Origin of the sequence: Nitrobacter sp. NHB1 (assembly GCF_036964665.1) — a bacterium.
Lineage (GTDB): Bacteria > Pseudomonadota > Alphaproteobacteria > Rhizobiales > Xanthobacteraceae > Nitrobacter.
Genome location: NZ_JBAMDA010000001.1, coordinates 897,208 through 921,219 on the forward strand (window position 1 = coordinate 897,208; position 24,012 = coordinate 921,219).

General features: G+C 61.6%; 14 protein-coding genes, 1 tRNA gene and 1 pseudogene. 6 read left to right on the top strand and 10 right to left on the bottom strand.

Annotated features, from left to right (window positions below; all coding sequences use genetic code 11):
• Positions 1-3: 3 nt before the first annotated feature.
• The 3 genes from fabA to yghU form a co-directional block, all read right to left on the bottom strand.
• The gene (gene fabA, locus V4R08_RS04295; RefSeq protein WP_335578200.1) at positions 4-546 is read right to left on the bottom strand and encodes a bifunctional 3-hydroxydecanoyl-ACP dehydratase/trans-2-decenoyl-ACP isomerase; all 543 of its coding nucleotides are present in this window, start codon (positions 544-546) and stop codon (positions 4-6) included.
• 133 nt (positions 547-679) lie between these two features.
• The gene (gene fabG, locus V4R08_RS04300; RefSeq protein WP_335578201.1) at positions 680-1,360 is read right to left on the bottom strand and encodes a 3-oxoacyl-ACP reductase FabG; all 681 of its coding nucleotides are present in this window, start codon (positions 1,358-1,360) and stop codon (positions 680-682) included.
• Positions 1,361-1,404: 44 nt separating this feature from the next.
• On the bottom strand, positions 1,405-2,277 hold the full coding sequence (gene yghU, locus V4R08_RS04305; protein ID WP_335578202.1) for a glutathione-dependent disulfide-bond oxidoreductase: 873 nt from the start codon (positions 2,275-2,277) through the stop codon (positions 1,405-1,407).
• A 162-nt stretch (positions 2,278-2,439) separates the two neighbouring features.
• Here yghU and V4R08_RS04310 point away from each other — a divergent pair, with 162 nt between their 5' ends.
• From V4R08_RS04310 to V4R08_RS04320, 3 genes are all read left to right on the top strand, one after another.
• Positions 2,440-3,129, top strand: coding sequence for an ROK family protein (locus V4R08_RS04310; protein WP_335578203.1), 690 nt, complete (start codon positions 2,440-2,442; stop codon positions 3,127-3,129).
• 26 nt (positions 3,130-3,155) lie between these two features.
• Positions 3,156-3,371 carry a hypervirulence associated TUDOR domain-containing protein gene (locus V4R08_RS04315; protein WP_335578204.1) on the top strand — a complete coding sequence of 72 codons (216 nt, stop codon included), beginning with the start codon at positions 3,156-3,158 and terminating at the stop codon, positions 3,369-3,371.
• A gap of 161 nt (positions 3,372-3,532) precedes the next feature.
• On the top strand, positions 3,533-3,895 hold the full coding sequence (locus V4R08_RS04320; RefSeq protein ID WP_335578205.1) for a hypothetical protein: 363 nt from the start codon (positions 3,533-3,535) through the stop codon (positions 3,893-3,895).
• 548 nt (positions 3,896-4,443) lie between these two features.
• Here the strand turns inward: V4R08_RS04320 and V4R08_RS04325 are convergent.
• From V4R08_RS04325 to V4R08_RS04350, 6 genes and pseudogenes are all read right to left on the bottom strand, one after another.
• Positions 4,444-4,647 carry a hypothetical protein gene (locus tag V4R08_RS04325; RefSeq protein ID WP_335578206.1) on the bottom strand — a complete coding sequence of 68 codons (204 nt, stop codon included), beginning with the start codon at positions 4,645-4,647 and terminating at the stop codon, positions 4,444-4,446.
• 311 nt (positions 4,648-4,958) lie between these two features.
• The gene (locus V4R08_RS04330; RefSeq protein ID WP_335578207.1) at positions 4,959-5,615 is read right to left on the bottom strand and encodes an ImmA/IrrE family metallo-endopeptidase; all 657 of its coding nucleotides are present in this window, start codon (positions 5,613-5,615) and stop codon (positions 4,959-4,961) included.
• A 471-nt stretch (positions 5,616-6,086) separates the two neighbouring features.
• A pseudogene (locus tag V4R08_RS04335) lies at positions 6,087-9,492 on the bottom strand (adenosylcobalamin-dependent ribonucleoside-diphosphate reductase); the annotation flags it as partial.
• An 816-nt stretch (positions 9,493-10,308) separates the two neighbouring features.
• Positions 10,309-10,854 carry a BA14K family protein gene (locus tag V4R08_RS04340; RefSeq protein WP_335578209.1) on the bottom strand — a complete coding sequence of 182 codons (546 nt, stop codon included), beginning with the start codon at positions 10,852-10,854 and terminating at the stop codon, positions 10,309-10,311.
• 328 nt (positions 10,855-11,182) lie between these two features.
• On the bottom strand, positions 11,183-14,227 hold the full coding sequence (gene uvrA, locus V4R08_RS04345) for an excinuclease ABC subunit UvrA (RefSeq protein WP_335578210.1): 3,045 nt from the start codon (positions 14,225-14,227) through the stop codon (positions 11,183-11,185).
• Positions 14,228-14,522: 295 nt separating this feature from the next.
• Complete coding sequence (locus tag V4R08_RS04350) at positions 14,523-15,290, bottom strand: outer membrane protein (protein ID WP_335578211.1); 768 nt, start codon at positions 15,288-15,290, stop codon at positions 14,523-14,525.
• Between the two features lie 396 nt (positions 15,291-15,686).
• Between V4R08_RS04350 and V4R08_RS04355 the strand changes: the two genes are divergently transcribed.
• On the top strand, positions 15,687-16,175 hold the full coding sequence (locus V4R08_RS04355; RefSeq protein WP_335578212.1) for a single-stranded DNA-binding protein: 489 nt from the start codon (positions 15,687-15,689) through the stop codon (positions 16,173-16,175).
• A gap of 111 nt (positions 16,176-16,286) precedes the next feature.
• Here V4R08_RS04355 and V4R08_RS04360 read toward each other — a convergent pair.
• A tRNA-Arg gene (locus tag V4R08_RS04360) sits at positions 16,287-16,363 on the bottom strand.
• A 275-nt stretch (positions 16,364-16,638) separates the two neighbouring features.
• Between V4R08_RS04360 and V4R08_RS04365 the strand changes: the two genes are divergently transcribed.
• Together V4R08_RS04365 and pbpC are read left to right on the top strand one after the other, a co-directional pair.
• Entirely contained in the window at positions 16,639-21,855 is a 5,217-nt protein-coding gene (locus V4R08_RS04365) for an alpha-2-macroglobulin family protein (protein WP_335578213.1), read from the top strand.
• Positions 21,852-23,975 carry a penicillin-binding protein 1C gene (gene pbpC, locus V4R08_RS04370; protein ID WP_335578214.1) on the top strand — a complete coding sequence of 708 codons (2,124 nt, stop codon included), beginning with the start codon at positions 21,852-21,854 and terminating at the stop codon, positions 23,973-23,975. Before V4R08_RS04365 ends, pbpC begins: the two co-directional genes overlap by 4 nt.
• Positions 23,976-24,012 lie beyond the last annotated feature (37 nt).

A 24,012-nucleotide genomic window follows, 5' to 3' on the forward strand; every position in this document is an offset into this window, starting at 1 on the left:
TTATCAGCCGGCCGGTTCAATCGGCGAGTCAGGAAGGTGCTTGAACAGGCCGAGCCGAAGATCGCTGGCGCGATAGATCACCTCGCCATCCGCGCACACCGTGCCATCGGCAATCGCCATCACCAGTTTCGAACGCATCACGCGCTTGATATCCACAGTGTACGCGACTTTGCGGACGTGCGGCAGGATCTGCCCCGTAAACTTCAGATCGCCGAGGCCGAGGGCGCGGGCCCGCACATGGCGGTCGCGGCCGAGCCAGACCAGATAAAATCCAACCATTTGCCACAGCCCGTCGAGGCCAAGGCAACCGGGCATCACCGCGTCGTTCTGAAAGTGGCAACGAAAGAACCAGAGATCCGGTTTGATGTCGAGTTCCGTGCGCACCAGCCCGCGCCCGTACCTCCCGCCGCCTTCCGTGATCTCCGTGATGCGATCGAACATCAGCATCGGCGGCAGCGGAAGTTTCGGCTCATTGGGCCCGAACATTTCGCCCCGGCCGCAGGCCAGCAAGTCCTCGTAGTCGTAGCTACTGCGGAGCCCATGCATGCGTTGTTGATCCTGCGGGAATTTGTCGCCGGCAAGGGTAGCAAACAGCGCGGCTGCGCCGCTTGATTGAATGGCAACGGTATTAATATCGGGTTACTTACCCGCGGTGTTGTATCCTGCGGAAAATCAGGCTTCAAATACGTCCGCGCACGGGCAGCAGTGCCCCGGTCACGGCGCTCGCCGCATCGCTTGCCAGAAACAGGATGACGTTCGCCAGTTCATCCGCCGTCACCCAGGCCGTAAAGTCCGCCTCGGGCATGTCCCTGCGATTGGCTGGCGTGTCGATGATGGACGGCAGCACGGCGTTGACGGTGACCTTTCCCTTCAGTTCGGCGGCGAGCGCTTCGGTCAGACGATGCACACCGGCTTTCGACGCGGCGTAAGCACCCATACCGCTGCCGGCCTGCAACGCCGCCACCGCACCGATGTTGACGATGCGTCCGGCGCCGGACGCAACCAGATACGGGATCGCGGCCCGCGAGGCGTTCAGCGCGGTGGTCACGTTGATCGCGTAAAGACGCTGCCAGGTTTTCGGGTCGCCGTCGGCGACGGTCTCGAACGTGAACGCGCCGGCGATATTGATGAGGGCGTCGAGCCGGCCGAAATGCGCGGCCGCCGCGTCGACGGCCCGCGAGGCCTGCGCCGCGTCGGACAGATCGACGCCGCCGAGATCGATGCGGTCGGCCGTGGCGCCGCCTTTCGCTGCAGCCCGGTTGATGCCAGCCACTCGGGCGCCGCGCGCGACAGCGGCGTCCGCGACCACCTTGCCCAGCGCGCCGGAGGCTCCGGTGACGACGACGGCTTTTCCATGCATGAAGGGCTCCAGGTCGGAATGGCTGCAAATGATGCAGGCGAGCGTTAGGCTTGTTTCGCCAGCTTATCCTGCGTCCGGGTTTCGAAATCGGAGGCGTCGTGGCGCTCGCGGAGCTGGCTTGCGGGATCGCCGGAGGTGCGGTTGACGATGCGACCGCGCTTCACCGCAGGCCGGGCTGCAATCTGCGCGGTCCAGCGTTGCACGTTCCTGTAGCTTTGAACGTCGAGGAAGGTGGCGCTGTCGCCGTAGAGCCTGCCCTGGGCCAGGCCGCCGTACCATGGCCACACCGCGATGTCCGCGATCGTGTATTCCTTGCCGGCCAGATATTCGTTGTCCTTAAGCCGGCGGTCCAGCACATCCATCTGCCGCTTCGTCTCCATCGCGAAGCGGTTGATGGCATATTCGATCTTCTCCGGCGCATAGTTGTAGAAATGCCCGAAGCCGCCGCCGAGATAGGGCGCGCTCCCCATTTGCCAGAACAGCCAGGACAGGCATTCCGCGCGCGCCGCCGTTGCCTTCGGAATAAACTCGCGGAATTTCTCGGCAAGGTGCAAAAGGATCGCGCCGGACTCGAACACGCGGAACGGCACAGGTCTCGAGCGGTCAATCAGTGCCGGTATCTTCGAATTCGGATTGACCTCGACAAATCCCGAGCCGAACTGCTCGCCGTCGATCTGGATCAGCCACGCGTCATATTCCGCGCCGGTGTGCCCGCGCGCGAGCAGCTCCTCGAACATGATCGTGACCTTCTGGCCGTTCGGCGTTCCCCGCGAATAAAGCTGGAAGGGGTGTTTCCCCACGGGCAATACCTTCTCGTGGGTTGCTCCGGCGGTCGGCCGGTTGACCGAGGCGAATCTGCCGCCATTCTCCTTGTCAAAGGTCCAGACTTTGGGCGGCTTGTAGGGGGCATCGGTCATCTAAGGAGGACTCCGGGAAAGGCGGGATATCCCAACTAGTTAGGTCCGAATGCGAGAGGCCGCAAGCCGGTTTGTGTGTAAGGCAGGCGACGGCAATACGGCCGCATTTGATCGCTTCATCGGAACCTTGGGCATAGATGAGACGTTCTAGGGACAGACACCATGAAAACAGCGCGCACGAACCCAACCGCCCGATCCATTCTCGCGATCGACGTCGGCGGGTCTCACGTCAAGGTCATGACCAGCAAGGACCGCATCAAACGCGAGTTCGAATCCGGACCCGATCTCACGGCGAAAGAAATGGTGCGCAGGGTCAAGGCGCTGACGAAGGACTGGTCCTGCGACGTCATCTCGATCGGCTATCCCGGCCCCGTCGCAGGCAATCGTCCGCTGCACGAGCCGTGGAATCTCGGCGAGGGGTGGAAGGGCTTCGACTTCCAGAAGGCGTTCGGCAAACCGACCAAGGTCGTCAACGATGCGCTGATGCAGGCGCTCGGCGGTTACAAAGGCGGACGGATGCTGTTTCTTGGGCTTGGCACCGGGCTCGGCTCCGCGATGATCGTCGACGGCGAACTGGAGCCGATGGAATTGGGACACCTGCCGTATCGCAAGGGCAAGACCTACGAGGATTATGCCGGCGAAGCCGGGCGCGAGCGCCGCGGCGACAGGAAATGGCGGAAGCACGTCACCGATATCGTCAAGCAGCTCGCCGCCGCGCTGGAGCCCGATGAGGTGCTGATCGGCGGCGGCAATGTCGAGCATCTCGACAAGCTGCCGCCAAAGTCACGGCGTGGCGATAACGCCGACGCATTCGAGGGAGGCTTTCGGTTGTGGGACAAAGGACGGCGTTAGCGCGTAGCCCGACCCGGGAAAACACGATGGCAAAGCGATTCAAGATCGGCGATCATGTGAGCTGGAATTCCGAAGCGGGCCGGGTGTCTGGGACAATCGTCGCCATCCACACCGGGGATTTCGACTACAAGGGCCACACCCACCGCGCATCGGAAGACGACCCGCAGTACGAAATCAAAAGCGACAAGACCGCTCACGTCGCGGCCCACAAGGATGGCGCGCTTGAGCATATCCGCAGGTGAGGGCGCGAGCGGCGCGCGGTTCCCAGCCACCGTCATTGCGAGGAACGAAACGACAAAGCAATCTAGAAAGCCAGAAGAAGAACTGGATTGCTTCGCTTCGCTCGCAATGACATATGCATGAAGCGTTTCAGTCAAAATCTGAAATGCGTTAGGATCAACCTATGTTGCGACTCCTGTGCCTATCGATGGTCATCGTTATGTCGCTGCCGTCCGTCGCAGCGGAGGCGGCGCCGCGCCATAAGAAGCACATGCATCGCTCGCACAATTACGGCTTTCTGCCGGGTTATCGTCAACCGCTGAACAACGCCGCTCCGCTGTTCAAGCAGGAGCCTGTCGTGCTGCGCAACGCGCGTCGTGCCCGCCGCCATTGGTACATCGACCCGAACGTGCAATATTTTAATTGGCGCAGCGGCGAATGGCGCTATCCCGGCCGTCCCGGCTTCTACCGCGGCCGCTTCAACGGCGGCAGCATCGGCCCATGTTGGACGCAGACCCCGATCGGGCCGGTGTGGACGTGTGGGTGAGGCGGTAGGCTCGTTTAGATCGAAGCGCAATTCGGTGCCGTTTCTGTATACCCGGCTTGCTATTCACTAATGGTTGCTGCGTTGGCAATCTCACCAATGAATAAGTAAGTATGGCTTCCGCAACCTTCGTCGTGCATCGCTACAGAACCAAAATTACGCAGTGCGAACGGCGTCCACACGTCGGTCGCATTGCGCGTTTACGAGTGACTACTTTTAAATATTCACGTCCTGAGCACCCGAAATGTAACCGGAATAACCAGCGTAACCCGGATAACCGGGGTATCCTGGATAGCCTGGGTAACCCGGATATCCCGGATAACCTCGATACGGTCGCGAATTAAATCGTACAAACCGGTTGCCTACAGCAGTGCCTAGGTATTTTCCGTTTGTATCGACCGCATCATTGTCGCTCCAAGGAAACCATCCAACCCACCTCCCATTCTTGTCGAACAAGTATTTGTCATCTGGACTTCGCCTGAAGCCTATCCAATTGCCGCTCATTGCAAAGTAATGCTGCGTCATCACTCTCTCCTGTTGTCTGCCCGAGGTTATTTCCGGCGATTATAGGGAGATTGATTAGTCGGCTTCAGCGAAACGCCATTTTCTGACGCTTTCGCTCTTACCGCTGTTTCAGTGCGGCCAAGATGCAGTCCGATTACACGAGTCGGAGTGTTGTCCTTCGCTTCTTGGCGAAGTTGCTTCACTTCGCTTGGCGTCCAAGCTTTGCCTGAGTTCCTGTCGTATTTAGCCATTTGTCTTGTCTTCTGCCCATTGGGCGTTGGAAAACGCTGAGGCTCCGCTGGACGCCGGATGATAGAATCGCTTAACTGCTCACGCGACTGAGAGGAAGCGATGCTTTCTCGGCGCCCCCGCAAGTACCTCAACTGTGCTTCACGGGTTCCAATGCCGAGGTTCGCGCCTCGGCATTGGTATTTCAGGAAAACGAATCATTTCTTTTATACTATGAACGGTCATGCTTTGTTCGTTTTGTAAAACCTAACCTTTGCAGGTTGTCCCCAATTTTGTTGAGGAATACGAAAAGCGTTTCTCGAAACCGTATTTTCTAACATTCCGCCCGGCGAGCACATGTGTCGCACATTAGGACAGTACCGTTACGAACCAATGTGAAGTTCGAGCAATCGGGACACATGTCGCCCCCATAAGTCGGCATCAATATTTCTTTCTCAGACTTAGCTTCGTGGATTCGTCGTTCGGCTAGTTCGTCGGTCACTACGCACAGACCGGCAATAACGTCGGGTATCTTAAGTTTTACAGCTACATGATCGGGCACCAAGAAATAGTCGGCAAAAATGTTTGCCTGCCACTCGCCAGATTCTTCGTCTTGAATGAAATTGAGCTGCGCAGTTTTGTCGTCCGAGAACGCTACCGCATTACGATCGTGGAGCACGATATGACCAATTTCGTGGGCGACTATTCGTCGAGCGTATGGTTTACCTAAGTCCGCGTCGATCCAGATTTGCTCGACGATGTGTAGCGTTAGTGGGTCGAAGGTCACGCATGCCTTCTCGTGCAAATCTTCATGGCGGTAGTAAATTATTTTGAGGGTGCCTTTGTTGCGCAGCTTTTTTGCAAGTATCTCGGTAACAAATGTGCAGATGTTAAAGCTGTGTCCAAGCCTATTAGCAACGAGCCACCAAGACATCGCAATTTTAGCGATGCCTTTGCGGTCATTGATTCGAACTTTGTGATCGCGGGCCATAGTCGTCGTCTCAGCTACAGCCCGTTGTTGAACCGCAAGTGTCACATTTTAAACAAGTTCCGTTTCTCACCAAAGTGAAGCTGCTGCATTCTGCGCACATATCGCCGACATAGCCTTTCGCTTGAGCTTCTGCGCGTCGTTCGGCTTTTGAAGGCCCAAACTGCACTGATGCTGCTTGTGCTGAACCAGGCTTGCTCCGCGCTTGTGCCTCAAGCTTTTCGGTTGGCGACCGATCACGTTCTGGCTCAAGCCTCAAAGCCGTTACTGTGTTTTCGCTTTTGCTATCCGAATATCCCATTCTCGGCTGATCAGATTTGGCGACGGCATCCGTGTTCGCGATATCAGTTCCACCCCCGCGCATGACGACGAGGTTGTCGGTGCGCGAACGGGTCAGGCCCTTGGAGACGTAGCGGGTGGCCTGCTGGCCTTCCGGCTCCTTGCCTTCGGCGACACCCTTGCCGATGGCGTCGAAACCGGATTCGCTGGGATCGACATGGGCGAGGTCGTAGCGGCCCATATAGCTCACTGCGAGTTCGCGGAACACATAGTCGAGGATCGAGGTCGCGTACTTGATCGAGTCGTTGCCCTGCACCGGGCCGGCAGGCTCGAAGCGGGTGAAGGTGAAGGCGTCGACATACTCTTCCAGCGGCACGCCGTACTGCAGGCCGAGCGACACCGCGATGGCGAAGTTGTTGATGAAGGAGCGCAGCGCCGCGCCTTCCTTGTGCATGTCGATGAATATCTCGCCGATGCGGCCGTCGTCGTATTCGCCGGTGCGGACGTAAACCTTGTGTCCGCCGACAACCGCCTTCTGGGTATAGCCCTTGCGGCGGTCCGGCATCTTCTCGCGTTCGCGCAGCACGACGATACGCTCGACCAGTTTCTCCACGACCCTTTCCGATACCTGCGCGGTGCGCGCCGCCATCGGCTTGTCATAGAACGTCTCGATCGCATCGTCATCCTCGTCGTCGTCGCTGATGAGCTGCGAGTTGAGCGGCTGGGACAACTTCGAGCCGTCGCGGTAGAGTGCGTTGGCTTTCAGCGCGAGCTTCCAGGACAAAAGATAGGCCGACTTGCAGTCGTCCACCGTGGCGTCGTTCGGCATGTTGATGGTTTTGGAGATCGCGCCAGAGATGAACGGCTGCGACGCCGCCATCATGCGGATGTGGCTCTCGACCGACAGATAACGCTTGCCGATCTTGCCGCAGGGGTTGGCGCAGTCGAACACCGCATAGTGCTCGGCCTTGAGGTGCGGCGCGCCTTCCACCGTCATCGCGCCGCAGATGTGCACGTTGGCGGCCTCAATCTCGCGCTTGCTGAAGCCGATCGCCGCGAGCAGGTCGAAGGTCGGCGATGCGAGGGCCTCGGAGCCGATGCCGAGCGTGTCGCGGATGAAGTCTTCGCCGAACGTCCATTTGTTGAAGGCGAACTTGATGTCAAACGCAGTCGGCAGCGCTTTCTCCACTTTCACAATGGCCTCGTCGGTAAAACCCTTGGCCTTCAAGGTGGAGACGTTGATGCCGGGCGCGTTGGACAGGGAGCCGTGACCGACCGCATAGGCCTCGATCTCGGCGATCTCGCTCTCGCGATAGCCGAGTGCGCGCAACGCCTCCGGCACGGCGCGGTTGATGATTTTCCAGTAACCGCCGCCGGCCAGCTTCTTGAACTTCACCAGCGCGAAGTCGGGCTCGATGCCGGTGGTGTCGCAATCCATCACCAGGCCGATGGTGCCGGTCGGCGCCACCACGGTCACTTGCGCATTGCGGTAGCCGTGCTGTTCGCCGAGCGCGAGCGCGTCGTCCCACGCCTTCGTCGCATGGGCGATGAGGTCGGACTGCGGGCAGGAGGCATGGTCGAGCGGCACCGGGTTGACCGCGAGCGCCTCGTAGCCGTGCGACTGACCGAGCGCGGCGCGGCGGTGATTGCGAATCACGCGCAGCATGTGGCCAGCGTTCTTCTTGTAGCCGTGGAAGGCGCCGAGTTCGCCGGCCATTTCGGCGGAGGTCTTGTAGGCGATGCCGGTCATGACCGCGGTCAGCGCGCCGCACAACGCCCGGCCTTCCTTCGAGTCATAGGACAGGCCCATGGTCATCAGGAGGCCGCCGATGTTGGCGAAGCCGAGGCCCAGCGTGCGGAATTCGTAAGAGAGCTCCGCGATCGCCTTCGACGGGAACTGCGCCATCAGCACCGAGATTTCCAGCACGACGGTCCAGAGACGGACGGTGTGTTCATAGGCGTCGATGTCGAAGGCGCGATCTTTTTCCTCCCCCCTTGTGGGGGAGGGTAGGGAGGCGGGTAAACCATTGGTGCCAGCGTTTGCAGCTTTATCCCCCTCTCCACACAAGGGGGGAGAGAACAGGGAAGCGTCTGCCGCGCTGCTGCGATAGAACGTCAGCAGATTCAGCGACGCCAGATTGCAGGCAGTGTCGTCGAGAAACATGTATTCCGAGCACGGATTCGACGCGCGGATATCGCCGGATGCCTTGCAGGTGTGCCAGTCGTTCATGGTGGTGTTGAAGTGCAGGCCGGGATCGGCCGATGCCCAGGCGGCGTAACCGATCTTTTCCCAGAGATCGCGGGCCTTCAGCGTCTTCGTCACCTTCTTGTTGGTGCGGCCGACCAGACTCCAGTCGCCGTCGGTCTCGACCGCGCGCAGGAAGTCGTCCTTTAGCGACACCGAGTTGTTGGAATTCTGGCCGGAGACGGTGAGATAGGCCTCGGAGTCCCAGTCCGTATCGTAGACCGGGAAGTCGATGTCCTTGTAGCCCTGCCGGGCGTACTGGATCACCCGCTTGATGACGTTGTCGTTGACCAGCGCGCGGCGCGCCAGCTTGATCTCGCGGCGCAACGCCGGGTTCTTCTCGGGATCGAAGCAGTCGTCGCCCGAGCCCTCGCAGTTGACGCAGGCCTTCATGATGGCCTTGAGGTGCTTCTGGTTCAGCTTCGAGCCGGTGACCAGCGCCGCGACCTTCTGCTCCTCCTTCACCTTCCAGTCGATGTACTGCTCGATGTCCGGATGATCGGCATCGACCACCACCATCTTGGCGGCGCGGCGCGTGGTGCCGCCCGACTTGATAGCGCCCGCGGCGCGGTCGCCGATCTTGAGGAAACTCATCAGGCCGGAGGAGCGGCCGCCGCCCGAGAGGCGTTCGCCTTCACCGCGCAGCCGCGAGAAATTGGAGCCGGTGCCGGAGCCGTATTTGAACAGGCGCGCCTCGCGCACCCACAGGTCCATGATGCCGCCCTCGTTGACGAGGTCGTCCTCGATACCCTGGATGAAGCAGGCGTGCGGCTGCGGATGCTCGTAGGACGACTTCGACCTGGTCATCTTGCCGGTCTTGAAGTCGACGTAGTAGTGACCCTGGCCGGGTCCATCGACGCCGTAGGCCCAGTGCAGTCCGGTGTTGAACCACTGCGGCGAGTTTGGCGCCACCATCTGGCGCGCCAGCATGTAGCGCAGTTCGTCGTTGAAGGCGCGAGCGTCGTCTTCGCTCGTGAAGTAGCCGCCTTTCCAGCCCCAATAGGTCCAGCACCCCGCGAGGCGATCGAACACCTGCTTTGAGGAGAGTTCGCTGCCGAAGCGCTCTTTTTCGGGCAGCAGGCTGAGCGCCTCGGTGTCCGGCTCTGAGCGCCACAGCCACGACGGCACGGTCTCTTCCTCGACCTTCTTCAGGCGCGCCGCGACGCCCGCCTTCCGGAAATACTTCTGGGCCAGAACATCGGAAGCCACCTGCGACCAGAACTCCGGCACTTCCACGTTCTCGAGGCGAAACACCACCGAACCGTCCGGATTACGGATCTCGCTTGTCGTCAGCCGGAAATCGATCTCCGCATAGGGTGACTGGCCATCTTTGGTGTAGCGCCGTTGGAATCGCATTGTCTTCGTGCCCCGTAACTGCCCGTAACCGCTTCGGCGCGGCATCGGCGATTTCCATTCGCGGACTTTTCGCGGCCCGCAGCTTCAGCCGGTGGTTCCGGCCCTGTTTTCCTGGAAGCCCGATCCGCCCGAACCTTCCGGTTCGGCCACGCTTCGGACTCAACGCCTTACACCTCGATTTGAGCCGGCCCCCGGTTTTTGGCCGCCCTGATAGCCCCGGTTTCAGAGCAGACACGTCCACGCTCCGCTGCCTCGACCGGCGGACGGAGTGGCCATTCTGGAACCCTTCAGGAGCGACCGGCGAAGACCCGAAACACACTCGCGCCGAACAGGATCGAAGCTATGACGACTCCGTCGTACCCGTCAAGGAGTAGTACGAGTTTCTAAATCAAATACTAAATATGGTGGAAAGAGAGGAAAGCCAGGGATCAAACCCGCGCCTTGGATGGTCCCAAGTATCAGTGAGTCCTCAGGGATTCCCAAGCGAAAGAATCCTCCAATTCACTCTTCGGACGAGCTTCGCACGCTGTTCACAGGACAACTATTTATTGCTCGCGAGGGATTGCTTTAAGCGCGACTCGCGCCGCACCGCGGCGTAGCTGGCGAACCGGCCTGGGCGAGAGCGCAGCGTCGTCATAACCGGCGTTCTGGCGGTCAATTCCGCCGGATTCTTCAATCAATGCCAGAGAGTAACTCGGGGCTCGAATTACAGTCGTGTGTACGGAGTACGGAGCGTTAAAAACAAAAGCGGTGCACGAAGGCACCGCTCCTGGATTTGAGGGCAACGGCTCGCGAATCGCGAGCCCGGCCACGTGTTTACGGGCAGGGGTGACGCAGACCATCGTAACCAAGATAGGTTCCCGAGCGCACGTCGTATGATTTGAACCGCTGCTGGCAATAGGCGACGGCGTCGCCACTGTTCGGAACGACTTCAACGTCCGGACCGTCGTCATAATACCCGTAGGAGTCATCGTAGTAATAGGGACTGGCGAATGCACTGCCGATCCCGAACCCCGTGACGAGGCCGGGATAGAATCCGCCGAAATGACGGTGGTGGCCGCCATGCCAGCCGCCGTGGTGCCCACCGCCGTGCCAGCCACCACCGGCCATATGTCGGCCGCCACCGCCACCCGGACGCATACCCATGTGGCCACCGCCACCGCCCATGTGACCGCCGCCGCCACCGCGCCCCATGTGGCCGCCGCCCCCGTGGCCCATGTGACCGCCGCCCCCGTGACCTCCGTGACCGCCGCCAAGGCCAGAGTACTGACCTATTGTCTGCGCGAAGCTTGGGGATGTCGTCGCCAGCGGCACTGCAAGTGCGATGACTGTTGCAGCCAATACTGGTTTGAAATTGAACATATTTGTAACTCCGTATCGGATTTCCAATAAATCGAGCCTTTGCTCCAGAACCTCAACGTGGCGATAAGAGGCAAGTTCCGCTACGCGCGTTACGGAATTGTCATGATTGGGGTATTCTCACTTTTGAGAGGGGCTCACTTTTCAGCCTGTCGGAATCTATTGTTGCCGCTCGAAGGTGACGTAAAATTTTCCTAACGAGACTAAATAGATGTAAGGCTTTCCTCAATTATGACTTCAACCGTGGGCGCAGGATTTCCGGCCAAATCCAGACAAGCCATCGTCAAAATCACTTATCGATTGCCTGATTGATACGCAGACTCGATTGGTGTCACTCCGCCGCCTCGCTGGCATCCCGCCGCTTCGGCATTATTCCTGCCTTCTCCAGCACCGGCTTTAAAAATTTTCCCGTATGGCTGCGCGAAGCTTTTGCGATGTCTTCCGGCGGTCCCCAGGCGACAATCTCACCGCCGCCGTCGCCGCCTTCGGGACCGAGGTCGATCACCCAGTCCGCGGTCTTGATGACTTCGAGGTTGTGCTCGATCACCACGACGGTATTGCCCTGCGCCACCAGTTCGTGCAGCACCTCCAGCAGCTTCTTTACGTCATGGAAATGCAGGCCGGTGGTCGGCTCGTCCAGAATGTAAAGCGTGCGTCCCGTCGCGCGCTTCGACAACTCCTTGGCGAGTTTGACGCGCTGCGCCTCGCCGCCTGACAGCGTGGTGGCCTGCTGTCCCACATGGATATAGTCGAGGCCGACGCGATGCAGCGTCTTGAAGGTTTCGCGCACGCGCGGGACCGCCTTGAAGAATTCGGCGGCTTCCTCGACCGTCATGTCGAGCACGTCCGAGATCGACTTGCCCTTGAACAATACCTCCAGCGTCTCGCGGTTGTAGCGCTTGCCCTTGCAAGTGTCGCAGGTGACGTAGACGTCAGGCAGAAAGTGCATCTCGATCTTGATGACGCCGTCGCCCTGGCACGCCTCGCAGCGGCCGCCCTTGACGTTGAACGAAAAGCGGCCCGGCGCATAACCGCGCGCCTTTGCCTCCGGCAGGCCGGCGAACCACTCGCGGATCGGCGTGAAGGCGCCGGTGTAGGTCGCGGGATTGGAGCGCGGCGTGCGGCCGATCGGCGACTGGTCGATGTCGATGATCTTGTCGATGTGCTCGAGGCCCTCGATGCGGTCATGAGGAGCGGCGCCTTCGCTGGCATTGTTGAGCTTTCGCGCGATAGCCTTGTAGAGCGTGTCGATCAGCAGCGTGGATTTGCCGCCGCCGGAGACGCCGGTGATGCAAGTGAACAGGCCGAGCGGAATTTCGGCGGTGACGTTCTTGAGATTGTTGCCGCGCGCATTGACCACCTTGATGGTGCGGCGATGGTTCGGCGGCCGCCGCTCGGGCACCTCGACCGCCAGGTCGCCGGTGAGATATTTGCCGGTCAGCGACTTCGGGTTTTTCATGATGTCGGCCGGCGTGCCCTGCGCGACGATATGGCCGCCGTGAACGCCGGCGCCGGGACCCATGTCGAGCACAAAATCGGCGAGGCGGATGGCGTCCTCGTCATGCTCGACCACGATCACCGTGTTGCCGAGGTCGCGCAGTCGCTTCAGGGTTTCGAGCAAGCGGGCGTTGTCGCGCTGGTGCAAACCGATCGACGGTTCATCCAGCACATAGAGCACGCCGGTCAGGCCCGAACCGATCTGCGAGGCCAGCCGAATGCGCTGGCTCTCGCCGCCGGACAGCGTGCCGGAAGCGCGCGACAGCGTAAGATAGTTGAGGCCGACGTCGAGCAGAAACGACAGCCGATCGCGGATCTCCTTGAGCACCCGGCCGGCGATTTCGTTCTGCTGCGCCGACAGCATTTTCGGAACGGTCTCGAACCATTCGCCGGCGCGACGTACCGATAGTTCGCTGATCTCGCCGATATGCTTGCCGCCGATCCTGACGCACAACGCCTCTGGCTTGAGCCGATAACCCTTGCAGGCATCGCACGGCACGTCGGAAAAATACTTCCCGAGTTCCTCGCGCGCCCATTCGCTTTCGGTCTCGCGGAAACGGCGATCGATGTTGGTGACGACGCCCTCGAACGGCTTCCTGGTGTCGTATGAGCGCACGCCGTCCTCGTAGGAGAACTTGATCTCGTCGTCGCCGGAGCCATGCAGCAATGCGGTCTGCGTTTTCTTCGGCAGGTCCTTCCATTTGGTGTCCAGCGTGAACTTGTAGAATTTGCCGAGCGCGGTCAGCGTTTGCACATAGTAGGGCGACGACGATTTCGCCCATGGTGCGATTGCGCCCTTGCGTAGCGTCTGTTCCTTGTCGGGAATGATGAGGTCTTCATCGACATGCTGCTCGATGCCGAGGCCGCCGCATTTCGGGCAGGCGCCGTAGGGATTGTTGAACGAAAACAGCCGGGGCTCGATCTCGGGAAGGGTGAAGCCGGACACGGGGCAGGCGAACTTTTCCGAAAACAGGATACGTTCGGGCCCGCTCTTGTCGTGGATTTTTGCGACTTTTTTCTTCTCGTCATGGCCGGGCTTGACCCGGCCATCCATCTCTTTCGAAGATGTTGGACCACCGGGTCTCCCACCCTCGGTACGGCCCGGTGATGACGCAGGCGCATCCGCATATTCGATCACCGCCAGCCCCTCGGCGAGTTTCAAGGCGGTCTCGAACGACTCCGCCAGCCGCTGGCCGATGTCCGGCCGCACCACGATGCGATCGACCACCACGTCGATGTCGTGCGGAAATTTCTTGTCGAGCGCCGGGACGTCCGCGAGTTCGTGAAACGCACCGTCGATCTTGACGCGCTGAAAACCCTTCTTGAGATACTCCGCCAGCTCTTTTCGATACTCGCCCTTGCGGCCGCGCACCACCGGCGCCAGCAGATAGAGCCGCGTGCCTTCGGTCAGCGCCAGCACGCGGTCGACCATCTGCGACACCGTCTGGCTTTCGATGGGCAGGCCGGTTGCGGGCGAATAGGGCACGCCGACGCGCGCCCACAGCAGCCGCATGTAGTCGTAGATTTCGGTGACGGTGCCCACCGTCGAGCGTGGATTCTTCGAGGTGGTCTTCTGTTCGATGGAGATCGCCGGCGACAGTCCGTCGATCTGATCGACGTCTGGCTTCTGCATCATCTCCAGGAACTGGCGCGCATAGGCCGACAGCGACTCGACATAGCGGCGCTGGCCCTCGGCATAGATGGTATCGAACGCCAGCGACGACTTGCCGGAGCCGGACAGGCCGGTGAACACCACCAGCCTGTCGCGCGGAATTTCCAGATCGACGTTCTTCAGGTTGTGTTCGCGAGCGCCGCGAATCGTGATGGCGCGTGTGGCGGAACCGGGTTGTTGCCGCTTCGCCTTGATGACTTCATCCATGACAGGCTTTTCCGGACCGCGACGGCGGCGCAGCGTTCGTGCGCGCCGTACCGAGGAAATCCAGGCTGGCGCTGTGTGTAGCTATCTGTGGAACGTAGATAGAACGGCGGGCGATTTCCAGAGGGCGTCAGCGATCATCACCGATTTCATCGCGAGGAAGCCGGTCATATCCGCCGGCCGCCGATTTTCGTAGCGGCCTCCAGCGACCGCATACCGATACCAGCGGGATCAACAAAAAGGCCGGCGAAAAGCCGGCCTTTCATAGTTTTCCGAGAGAAGTATTGATCAGATAAGATCAGTACCGCGCAACGGCCGGGCCACCCCAGCGGTAGTTGATGCGCGCGGTCACGAGATCCACATCCTGACTGGTTTTGTCAGTTGCGAACAGCGTACCAGGCACCCCGGCGACGCCGTTGTTGATGAAGTTGTGGTTGCTGTTGCCCATGAAAATGTGATCGTACTCGAAGCCGAGCGACCAGTTCGGTGCGAAGCCATATTCAAGGCCGACGCCGACCACGCCGCCCCAACGCGTGTTGTTGACGTTGTCGGTCAACTGAGTGCCGGTCGCGGTATCGAGCCTTCCATAGCGGTTGGAGGTCACCGCGGCGCCGCCCTTCACGTAAAGCAGGGTCGCATCCCAGGCGTAGCCGATCTGGCCGGTGAATAGCCCGAACGCATCAAGACGGCTGGTGTTGGTGACGAGAGGGTTGAAGAGGCTGGCATTGCGGCCGTTCAGATCGGCCCAGTTGCCCTGAGCTTCAAGGCCGAACACCCAGTTATTGGATTGCCAGCGGTAGCCGATCTGGCCACCGACCGTGCCGCCGGTCGCGTCGTGGCAACCTTCATTAGGGCTAGCTACAATCGGATCGGTCAGGGTCAAGCAATTCCTGCTCGATCCCCACCCGCCGTTCGCACCGATGTAGAAGCCGCTCCAGTCGTAGATCGCGGCCATCATCGGAGGAGCCTTGGTATAATGACGCGGGGCGAGATCGGCCGCGGTGGCCGGCACGGCGCCGAGGCCAATGGCGAGAGCACCGACGACCCCGATCAGTAACTTGTTCATTGCGATTCCCCGGATTTCCGCTTTATTTTCAACAAACTCAGGCGCGAGCGCTGGATAGGCAGTTTGAAACTCGTGAAGCACTATACCGCCCGCCGTTGCAAAATGCCGTCTCTCAAGTGCAACACTCCGGGCCAAATTGATCCGTCCCGAAGCCCATTTATCTGAAACCAGCGTGGAATCTTTCTAAGCCCGATCCGCAGTTTTGTTCGCATTGCCGGCCTTGAGAACAAATATGGAACATTGTATATTCGACCGGTGGATAACCCGTCAATTGACCGTCTCGACGATGTGACGGGAGTATAGGCTCGAGAACGAAGCCGCAAAGAGCGATGCCGGGGATGAACCGGCGGCGCCTGTGCGTGTTGGCAAATCGGGACCGGAGATTGGAGAACGGCGATGGCGGGTAGCGTGAACAAGGTCATTCTGATCGGCAATCTCGGCGCCGATCCCGAAATCAAGCGGACCCAGGACGGCCGGCCGATCGCCAATCTGCGGATCGCAACGTCTGAAACCTGGCGCGACAAGACCAGCGGCGAGCGCAAGGAAAAAACCGAGTGGCACCGCGTCGTGATTTTCAACGAGGGCCTCTGCAAGGTCGCCGAGCAATATCTGAAGAAAGGCGCGAAGGTCTACATCGAGGGTCAGTTGCAGACCCGTAAATGGACCGACCAGAACGGCGTCGAAAAATACTCCACCGAAGTCGTGCTGCAGAATTTCAATTCGACGCTGACGATGCTTGACGGCCGCAACAGCGGCGGCGGCAATTTCGGATCGGACGACTCCGGCGGCGATTTCGGGTCCGGAAGTCCCTCCGGCGGCACGCCGCGCCGCGCCGTTGCGGCCGGTGCCCGCCGCAGCGACATGGACGACGACATTCCGTTCTAGTGGAGTCTGGTGGAGTGAATTCGACATTCGCGACCCAGGCCGCACGTCCCGGACGCGAATGTAAAAACTCCACTGGTAACCTGCACTTGCTGGCGGTCTTTATAAAAATGGTGGCGATCCCGGCAGGATTCGAACCTGCAACCCGCGGAGTAGAAATCCGCTACTCTATCCAGTTGAGCTACGGGACCGTTAACGTCGCCATATCACCGCAATATGAAAAATCCGCCCTCGCGCCAAGCCCCGATCCGGACCATTCTGATGGATCGGACGACGAACCGGTACGGGCGCCCGCTGTTTTGTCCGAAGCCCTTGGGTTTGCCAAGCCAACCTTTGAACCTGAACCACACTCAAATCATAAGTTTGCTAGTATCCTTTCGAATCCGACGTTCGCTACGGAAGGCGCAGTGAGGCGGACTTTGAATTCGGGAACGTTAGGCGGCATTTGTCCGCGCAGGGAGCTTTCATGACCGGTTTGGTTCGTGCGGTGGTCCTCTGTGTGGCGCTGGCGATCGGGCTTGTTTCGGCGCAGGCAGCGGACAAGGCTTTCAAGCGCGACGATCTCGCCGACTCGGCGATCAAGTTAGAGGCCCAGATCAAGAGCGAAGCCGGCACCATCGTCAAATCGGCCCCGACGCTGCGGACCGATGCCGACGCCGCCTTCAAGCGATCCGATTTTCGCAGCGGCCTCCAGATTCTCGGCCAGATCGCGACCGTCGCACCCGACGATAGCGGCAACTGGCTGCGGCTGGCGCGGACGATTTTCCAGATCAAGCCGACCACGAGCCAGGAACAGACCTTCCTGCGGGAGCGGGCCTCCACCGCCGCCTATATCGCCTATCAGCGGGCGAACGATCCCGGTGCCGAGGCGGATGCATTGGCGGTTCTTGGACGCGCCTTTTCGGAACGCAAGCTGTGGCGACCGGCACTCGACACGTTGCGTCTGTCGCTTGATCTGCGGGAGGTCGCCGACGTTCGCGAGCAGTACGAAAAAATGCGCGACGACCACGGCTTCCGGCTGCTCGATTACACCGTCGATTCGGATTCGACCTCGCCGCGGGTCTGCTTTCAGTTCTCGGAGGACCTTGCCAAGCGGACCGACTTTTCACCGTTCGTCGCGCTCGCCGGTGCGGACCGGCCGGCGCTGTCGTCGGAAGACAAGCAGCTTTGCGTCGAGGGCCTCAAGCACGGCGAGCGATACAATATCAATCTGCGCGCCGGCCTGCCATCGACCGTCAAGGAAAGCCTGCCGAAATCCGCTGAATTCAACGTCTATGTGCGGGATCGCAAACCGTTTGTCCGCTTCACCGGGCGCGCCTACGTGCTGCCGCGCACCGGCCAGCGCGGCATTCCGCTGGTCAGTGTGAATACCCAGGCGGTGTCGGTGCAGGTATTCCGGATCGGCGACCGCAATCTCATCAACACCGTGATCGACAGCGACTTCCAGAAGACGCTCAGTGGCTATCAATTGTCCGATCTCGGTAACGAGCGCGGGGTCAAGGTCTGGTCGGGCGAGGTTACGACGGCCTCCACGCTGAACGCCGATGTGACCACTGCGTTTCCCGTCGATGAGGCGCTCGGAAACCTCCAGCCAGGCGTCTACGTGATGACGGCCGCGCCCAAGGGGCCGGGTTCGGCGGGTGACGAGGAGTCCGGCTCGCTGGCGACCCAGTGGTTCATCGTCTCCGATCTGGGCCTGACCGCCTATTCCGGCAATGACGGCATCCATGTCTTCGTCAATTCGCTGGCCACGACCGATGCGGTGGGCAGGGCGGAAGTCCGCCTGATCGCACGCAACAATGAAATCCTTGCGACCCGAAAGACCGATGAGTCCGGTCATGCGCTGTTCGAGCCGGGTCTCGCCCGGGGCGAGGGCGGCCTGTCGCCCGCGCTGCTGACGGTGACCACCGACAAGGCCGACTATGCATTCCTGAGCTTGAAGTCGAGCGCCTTCGATTTGACCGATCGCGGTGTGTCGGGCCGAGCCGTGCCTGCCGGGGCCGACGCATTCGTTTACGCCGAGCGCGGCGTCTATCGCTCCGGGGAGACGGTCTATCTCACGGCGCTGCTGCGCGACGGGCAGGGCAACGCCGTGACCGGCGGACCGCTGACGCTGGTGGTGGAGCGGCCCGACGGTGTGGAATTCCACCGCGCCGTGCTGCCCGATCAGGGCGCGGGCGGGCGAAGCCTGACCCTGCCGCTCAATTCGGCGGTCCCGACCGGAACGTGGAGGGTTCGCGCGTTCACCGACCCGAAGGGGCCGTCGGTCGGCGAAACCACCTTCATGGTCGAAGACTATGTACCAGACAGGATCGAATTCGACTTAACAACCAAAGCGAAGCAGATCGATACTCAAGCTCCGGTAGAACTTAAGGTTGACGGCCATTTCCTCTATGGTGCGCCGGCATCCGCCCTGCAACTCGAAGGCGACATGCTGGTGGCACCCGCAGCCAGCCGCCCGGGTTATGCCGGATATCAGTTCGGGGTCGCCGACGACGAGACCACCAGCAACGAGCGCACGCCGATCGAAAACCTGCCCGAATCCGACGCCAACGGCGTCGCCACATTCCCGGTCAGCCTCGCCACGCCGCCGGCATCGACCCGCCCGCAGGAAGCGCAGATCTTCGTTCGCATGGCGGAGGCCGGCGGACGCGCGGTCGAGCGGAAACTGGTGCTCCCAGTCGCCCCCGCCGCCGCCATGATCGGCGTCAAGCCGCTGTTTGCCGACAAGAACGTCGCGGAAGGTGACAAGGCCGGTTTCGATGTCGCCTTCGTCGCCCCGGACGGCACCGCGCTTGCGCGCGGAGGCCTGCGCTACGAACTGCTCAAGCTTGAGAGCCGCTATCAGTGGTATCGACAGAATTCGTCCTGGGAATACGAGCCGGTGAAATCGACCAAGCGGGTGGCCGACGGCGATATCTCGATTGCCGCCAATAAGCCAGCGCGGATCGAATTCTCTCCCCAGCCGGGACGCTACCGGCTCGATGTCAAATCGTCCGATCCCAACGGTCCGCTGACGTCGGTTCAGTTCGACGTCGGCTGGTATTCCGACGGCAGCGCCGACACGCCCGATCTGCTGGAAACCTCGATCGACAAACAGGATTACCAGTCCGGCGACACCATGACCGTTTCGGTCAATGCCCGGGCCGCCGGCAAACTCACGATCAACGTTCTCGGCGACCGGCTGCTGACCACCCGGACCATCGATGTCGAGAAAGGCACGTCGCAGGTCAAAATCCCGGTCGGCAAGGATTGGGGCACCGGCGCCTATGTGGTGGCGACGCTGCGGCGGCCGCTCGATGTCGCCGCCCAGCGGATGCCCGGCCGGGCGATCGGCATCAAATGGTTCGGCATCGACAGGACGGCGCGCACTCTGTCGGTTAACCTGTCACCGCCGGCATTGGTGCGGCCATCGACAACGCTGAAGCTGCCTGTGAAGATTGGCGGTCTAAGCCCCGGCGAAGACGCCAAGATCGTCGTTGCCGCCGTCGATGTCGGGATCCTCAACCTCACCAACTACAAGCCGCCCGCGCCCGACGACTACTATCTCGGCCAGCGTCGCATGACCTCGGAAATCCGCGATCTCTACGGGCAACTGATCGACGGCATGCAGGGAACACGCGGCCAGCTCAGGACCGGCGGCGATTCCGCCGGAATGGAGTTGCAGGGCAGCCCGCCGACGCAGAAGCCGCTCGCGCTCTATTCCGGTATCGTCACGGTGGCCGCGGACGGCACGGCCGAGATCAGCTTCGACATTCCGGAATTCGCCGGCACCGCGCGGGTGATGGCGGTTGCCTGGAGCGCGACCAAGCTTGGCCGTGCGACGGTCGATGTCACCGTGCGCGATCCGGTCGTGCTGACGGCGACCCTGCCGCGCTTCCTGTTAACCGGCGACCAGGGCACCATGAGCTTCGATCTCGACAACGTCGAGGGTGCGCCGGGCGACTATACCATCAACGTCAAGACCTCGGGGCCCGTGACGGTGGTCGGCAATCCCGCGACCACGGTCACGCTCGCGGCCAGGCAGCGCAACTCGACGGCGCTGACGCTCAATGCTGGCGGCTCCGCCGGCACAGCGCAATTCGATGTCGATATCAGGGGGCCGAACGGCCTGACGCTGGCGCGGCACTATGATCTCGACGTCAAGCCCGCGACCCAGATACTGGCCCGACGCTCGGTCCGCACGCTGGCAAAAGGCGAGAGCCTGACGCTGACCTCGGACATGTTCTCCGACCTCGTGGAGGGGACAGGCGGGGTGTCGATGTCTGTTGGCCTGTCGTCCGCGCTGGATGCCGCGAGCGTCCTGAAAGCCCTTGATCGTTATCCTTTCGGCTGTTCCGAGCAGATCACCAGCCGGGCGATGCCGCTGCTCTATGTCAACGATCTCGCGGCCGGAGCACACCTCGCGATGGATACCGGCATCGACGAGCGCATCAAAAGCTCGATCGACCGTCTGCTGGCCCGGCAAGGCTCGAATGGCTCGTTCGGCTTGTGGTCATCCGGCGGCGGCGATGCGTGGCTCGACGCCTATGTCACCGACTTCCTGACCCGCGCCCGCGAGAAGGGATTTGCGGTTCCCGATCCCCTGTTCAGGAGCGCGCTCGATCGCATTCGCAACTCGGTCGTGAATGCCTCCGAACCGGAGAAGGACGGCGGCCGCGATCTGGCTTACGGACTTTACGTTCTCGCCAGGAACGGCGCCGCCCCGATCGCGGATTTGCGCTATCTGGCCGATACCAAGCTGAACAATCTGGCGACACCGATCGCCAAGGCGCAACTGGCCGCGGCGCTGGCGCTGGTCGGCGACCGGACGCGGGCGGAACGGGTGTATGCGGCGGCGGCTGAAAGTCTGACGCCCAAACCGGTCATCGAATTCGGACGGACGGACTACGGCTCGGCCCTGCGCGATGCCGCGGCGCTGGTGTCGCTGGCGAGCGAGGGCAACGCGCCGCGGGCTACGGTGACGCAGGCGGTGCAGCGGGTCGAGGCGGCGCGGGGGCTGACGCCCTTTACCTCGACGCAGGAGAACGCGTGGCTGGTTTTGGCGGCGAGGGCGCTTGCGAAAGAATCCATGTCGCTCGATGTCGATGGCACACCGGTCAAAACCGCGCTCTATCGCAGCTACAAGGCAGCCGAGATGGCCGACAAGCCGATCAAGATCGCCAACACCGGCGATGCGCCGGTGCAGGCGGTGATTTCCGTGGCCGGCGCGCCGGTGACCCCGGAACCGGCTGCCTCGAACGGATTCGAGATCGAGCGCAACTATTTCACTCTCGATGGAACGCCGGCGGATCCGACGCAGGCCAGGCAGAACGACCGGTTGGCCGTCGTTCTCAGGATCACCGAGGCCAAGCCGGAATACGGTCACATCATGGTGGCCGACTATCTTCCGGCAGGTTTCGAAATCGACAATCCGCACCTGGTCTCGTCCGGCGACACCGGCACGCTCGACTGGATCGGGGAGGGTCAGGAGCCGGTCAACACGGAATTCCGCGACGATCGGTTCACCGCGGCCTTCGATCGCGCCGGTAACAACAAGGCGGTGTTCACCGTCGCCTACGTCGTGCGCGCGGTGTCGCCTGGCAAGTACGTTTTGCCGCAAGCCTATGTCGAGGACATGTACAATCCCTCGCGCTACGGCCGCACCGGCACCGGTCGCGTCGAGGTGCGTCCCGCGAAATGACCGCATCCGACACCATGGCAACGAGGATACGGCCGCGCCGCTGGCGGCGGATGAAGCTGGCGGCGGCGATCGTCGCGATTGTCGTTGTCGTAACCGTCGGCGCGGTTGCGGGCTGGATCGTCTCGCTAGGGCCGCTGCCGCTGGCAAAGGCGCGCGAGGTCTCGACGACGGTACTCGACCGCAACGGCAAATTGCTGCGCGCCTTCGCCATGGCCGACGGCCGCTGGCGATTGCCGGTCAATGCCAGGACCGATGTCGATCCCGGATATATCAACCTGCTGCTGGGTTATGAGGACCAGCGTTTCTATTCGCACACAGGCGTCGATCCGCTCGCGCTTGGGCGCGCCGCGCTGCAACTCTTGACCAGCGGCCACATCGTCTCGGGCGGATCGACCATCACCATGCAGCTCGCCCGGCTGATGGAGCCGCGCCGCCGGCGCTCGATCTACGCCAAGCTGCATCAGATGGTGCGCGCGTTCCAGCTCGAGCACGAACTCTCCAAGGATGAAATCCTCAACCTGTATCTGGCGCTGGCACCGTACGGCGGCAATCTCGAAGGCATTCGCGCTGCCTCCATTGCCTATTTCGGCAAGGAGCCGAAGCGGCTGTCGCTGGCGGAGTCGGCGCTGCTCGTGGCCCTGCCGCAATCGCCTGAAAGGCGGCGTCTCGACCGGCACCCGATTGCTGCGCGCGCCGCACGCGACCGCGTGCTCGCACGCATGGTCGAGGAATCGCGCATCTCCGCGGAAGATGCAGCGCAAGCCAAGACTGTGCCGGTCATACGCATGCGGAGACCGTTTCCGATGCTGGCGCCGCATTCGGCGGATCAGGCCCAAGCGACGGTCAGGGATTCCAGTGTCATCCGACTCACGCTCGAGTCCGGATTGCAGCGAACGCTCGAAGCGCTGGCGCGCGACCGCGCGGCGGCGCTCGGGCCGGACATTTCGATCGGCATCATTGCGGTTGATAACGCCACCGGCGACGTGCTGGCCCATGTCGGGTCCGCAGATTATTTCAACGAGCGACGCGCCGGGCAGGTGGACATGACGCGGGCCGTGCGCTCGCCGGGATCGACGCTAAAGCCGTTTATCTACGGACTGGCGTTTGAAGACGGGTTCGTTCACCCGGACAGCCTGATCGACGACCGCCCGGTCCGGTTCGGCAGTTACGCGCCAGAAAACTTCGACATGACATTCCAGGGCACTGTGGCCGTGCGCCGCGCCCTGCAATTGTCACTCAATGTTCCGGCAATCGAACTGCTCGACCGGGTCGGCGCCAGTCGGTTGTCGTCGCGGCTGAAACAGGCGGGCGCCGACCTCGTGCTTCCGAAGGACGAAGCCCCGGGTCTGGCGATGGGACTCGGCGGCGTCGGGGTGACCCTGCATGATCTGGTGCAGGCCTATTCCGGCATCCCCAGGCTGGGCAGCGTGATGCCCTTGCGTGAAATCGAGCGCGGCGGCGGCAGCGTTCAGGAGCCTTTGCGACTGCTGGATCCGGTCGCAGCGTGGCAGGTCGGCAACGTTCTTTTGGGGACGCCGCCGCCGGAAAACGCGGTCCGGAACCGGATCGCTTTCAAGACCGGCACCAGCTACGGCTATCGCGATGCGTGGTCAGTCGGCTTCGATGGCCGCATGACAATCGGCGTCTGGGTCGGACGCCCGGACGGCGCGCCGGTGCCGGGTCTTGTCGGGCGCGTGGCAGCCGCGCCGGTTTTATTCGATGCTTTCGCTCGCACCGGCAAGTTGCTCGTGCCGCTGCCAAAAGCCCCGCGAGGAACCCTGATCGCCAGCAATGCAAAGCTCCCGCTTCCCTTGCGGCGGTTTCGTCCCGCGGGTGAACTCATCCGAACCGGCAATGAGCACACGCTCCATATCCAGTTTCCGCTGAACGGTTCGCGGATCGATGCCGGAGGAGGGCACGGAGTAAAGCTCTCCGCGCTACCGGTGAAAGTGGCGGGTGGCATTTTGCCGATGACGATGCTGGTCAACGGGGTTGCGGTCGGGGAGATCGACGGCCGTCGCCAGCGGACCATCGATCCCCCGGGACCGGGATTTGTCCGTCTGACGGTGATGGACGCGGCTGGCAGCGCGGACACAGTTACCGTCAGAATTCAATATTGACCGGCTAAGCGGTTGTCCCTGCGTTGGCTTCAGCGTA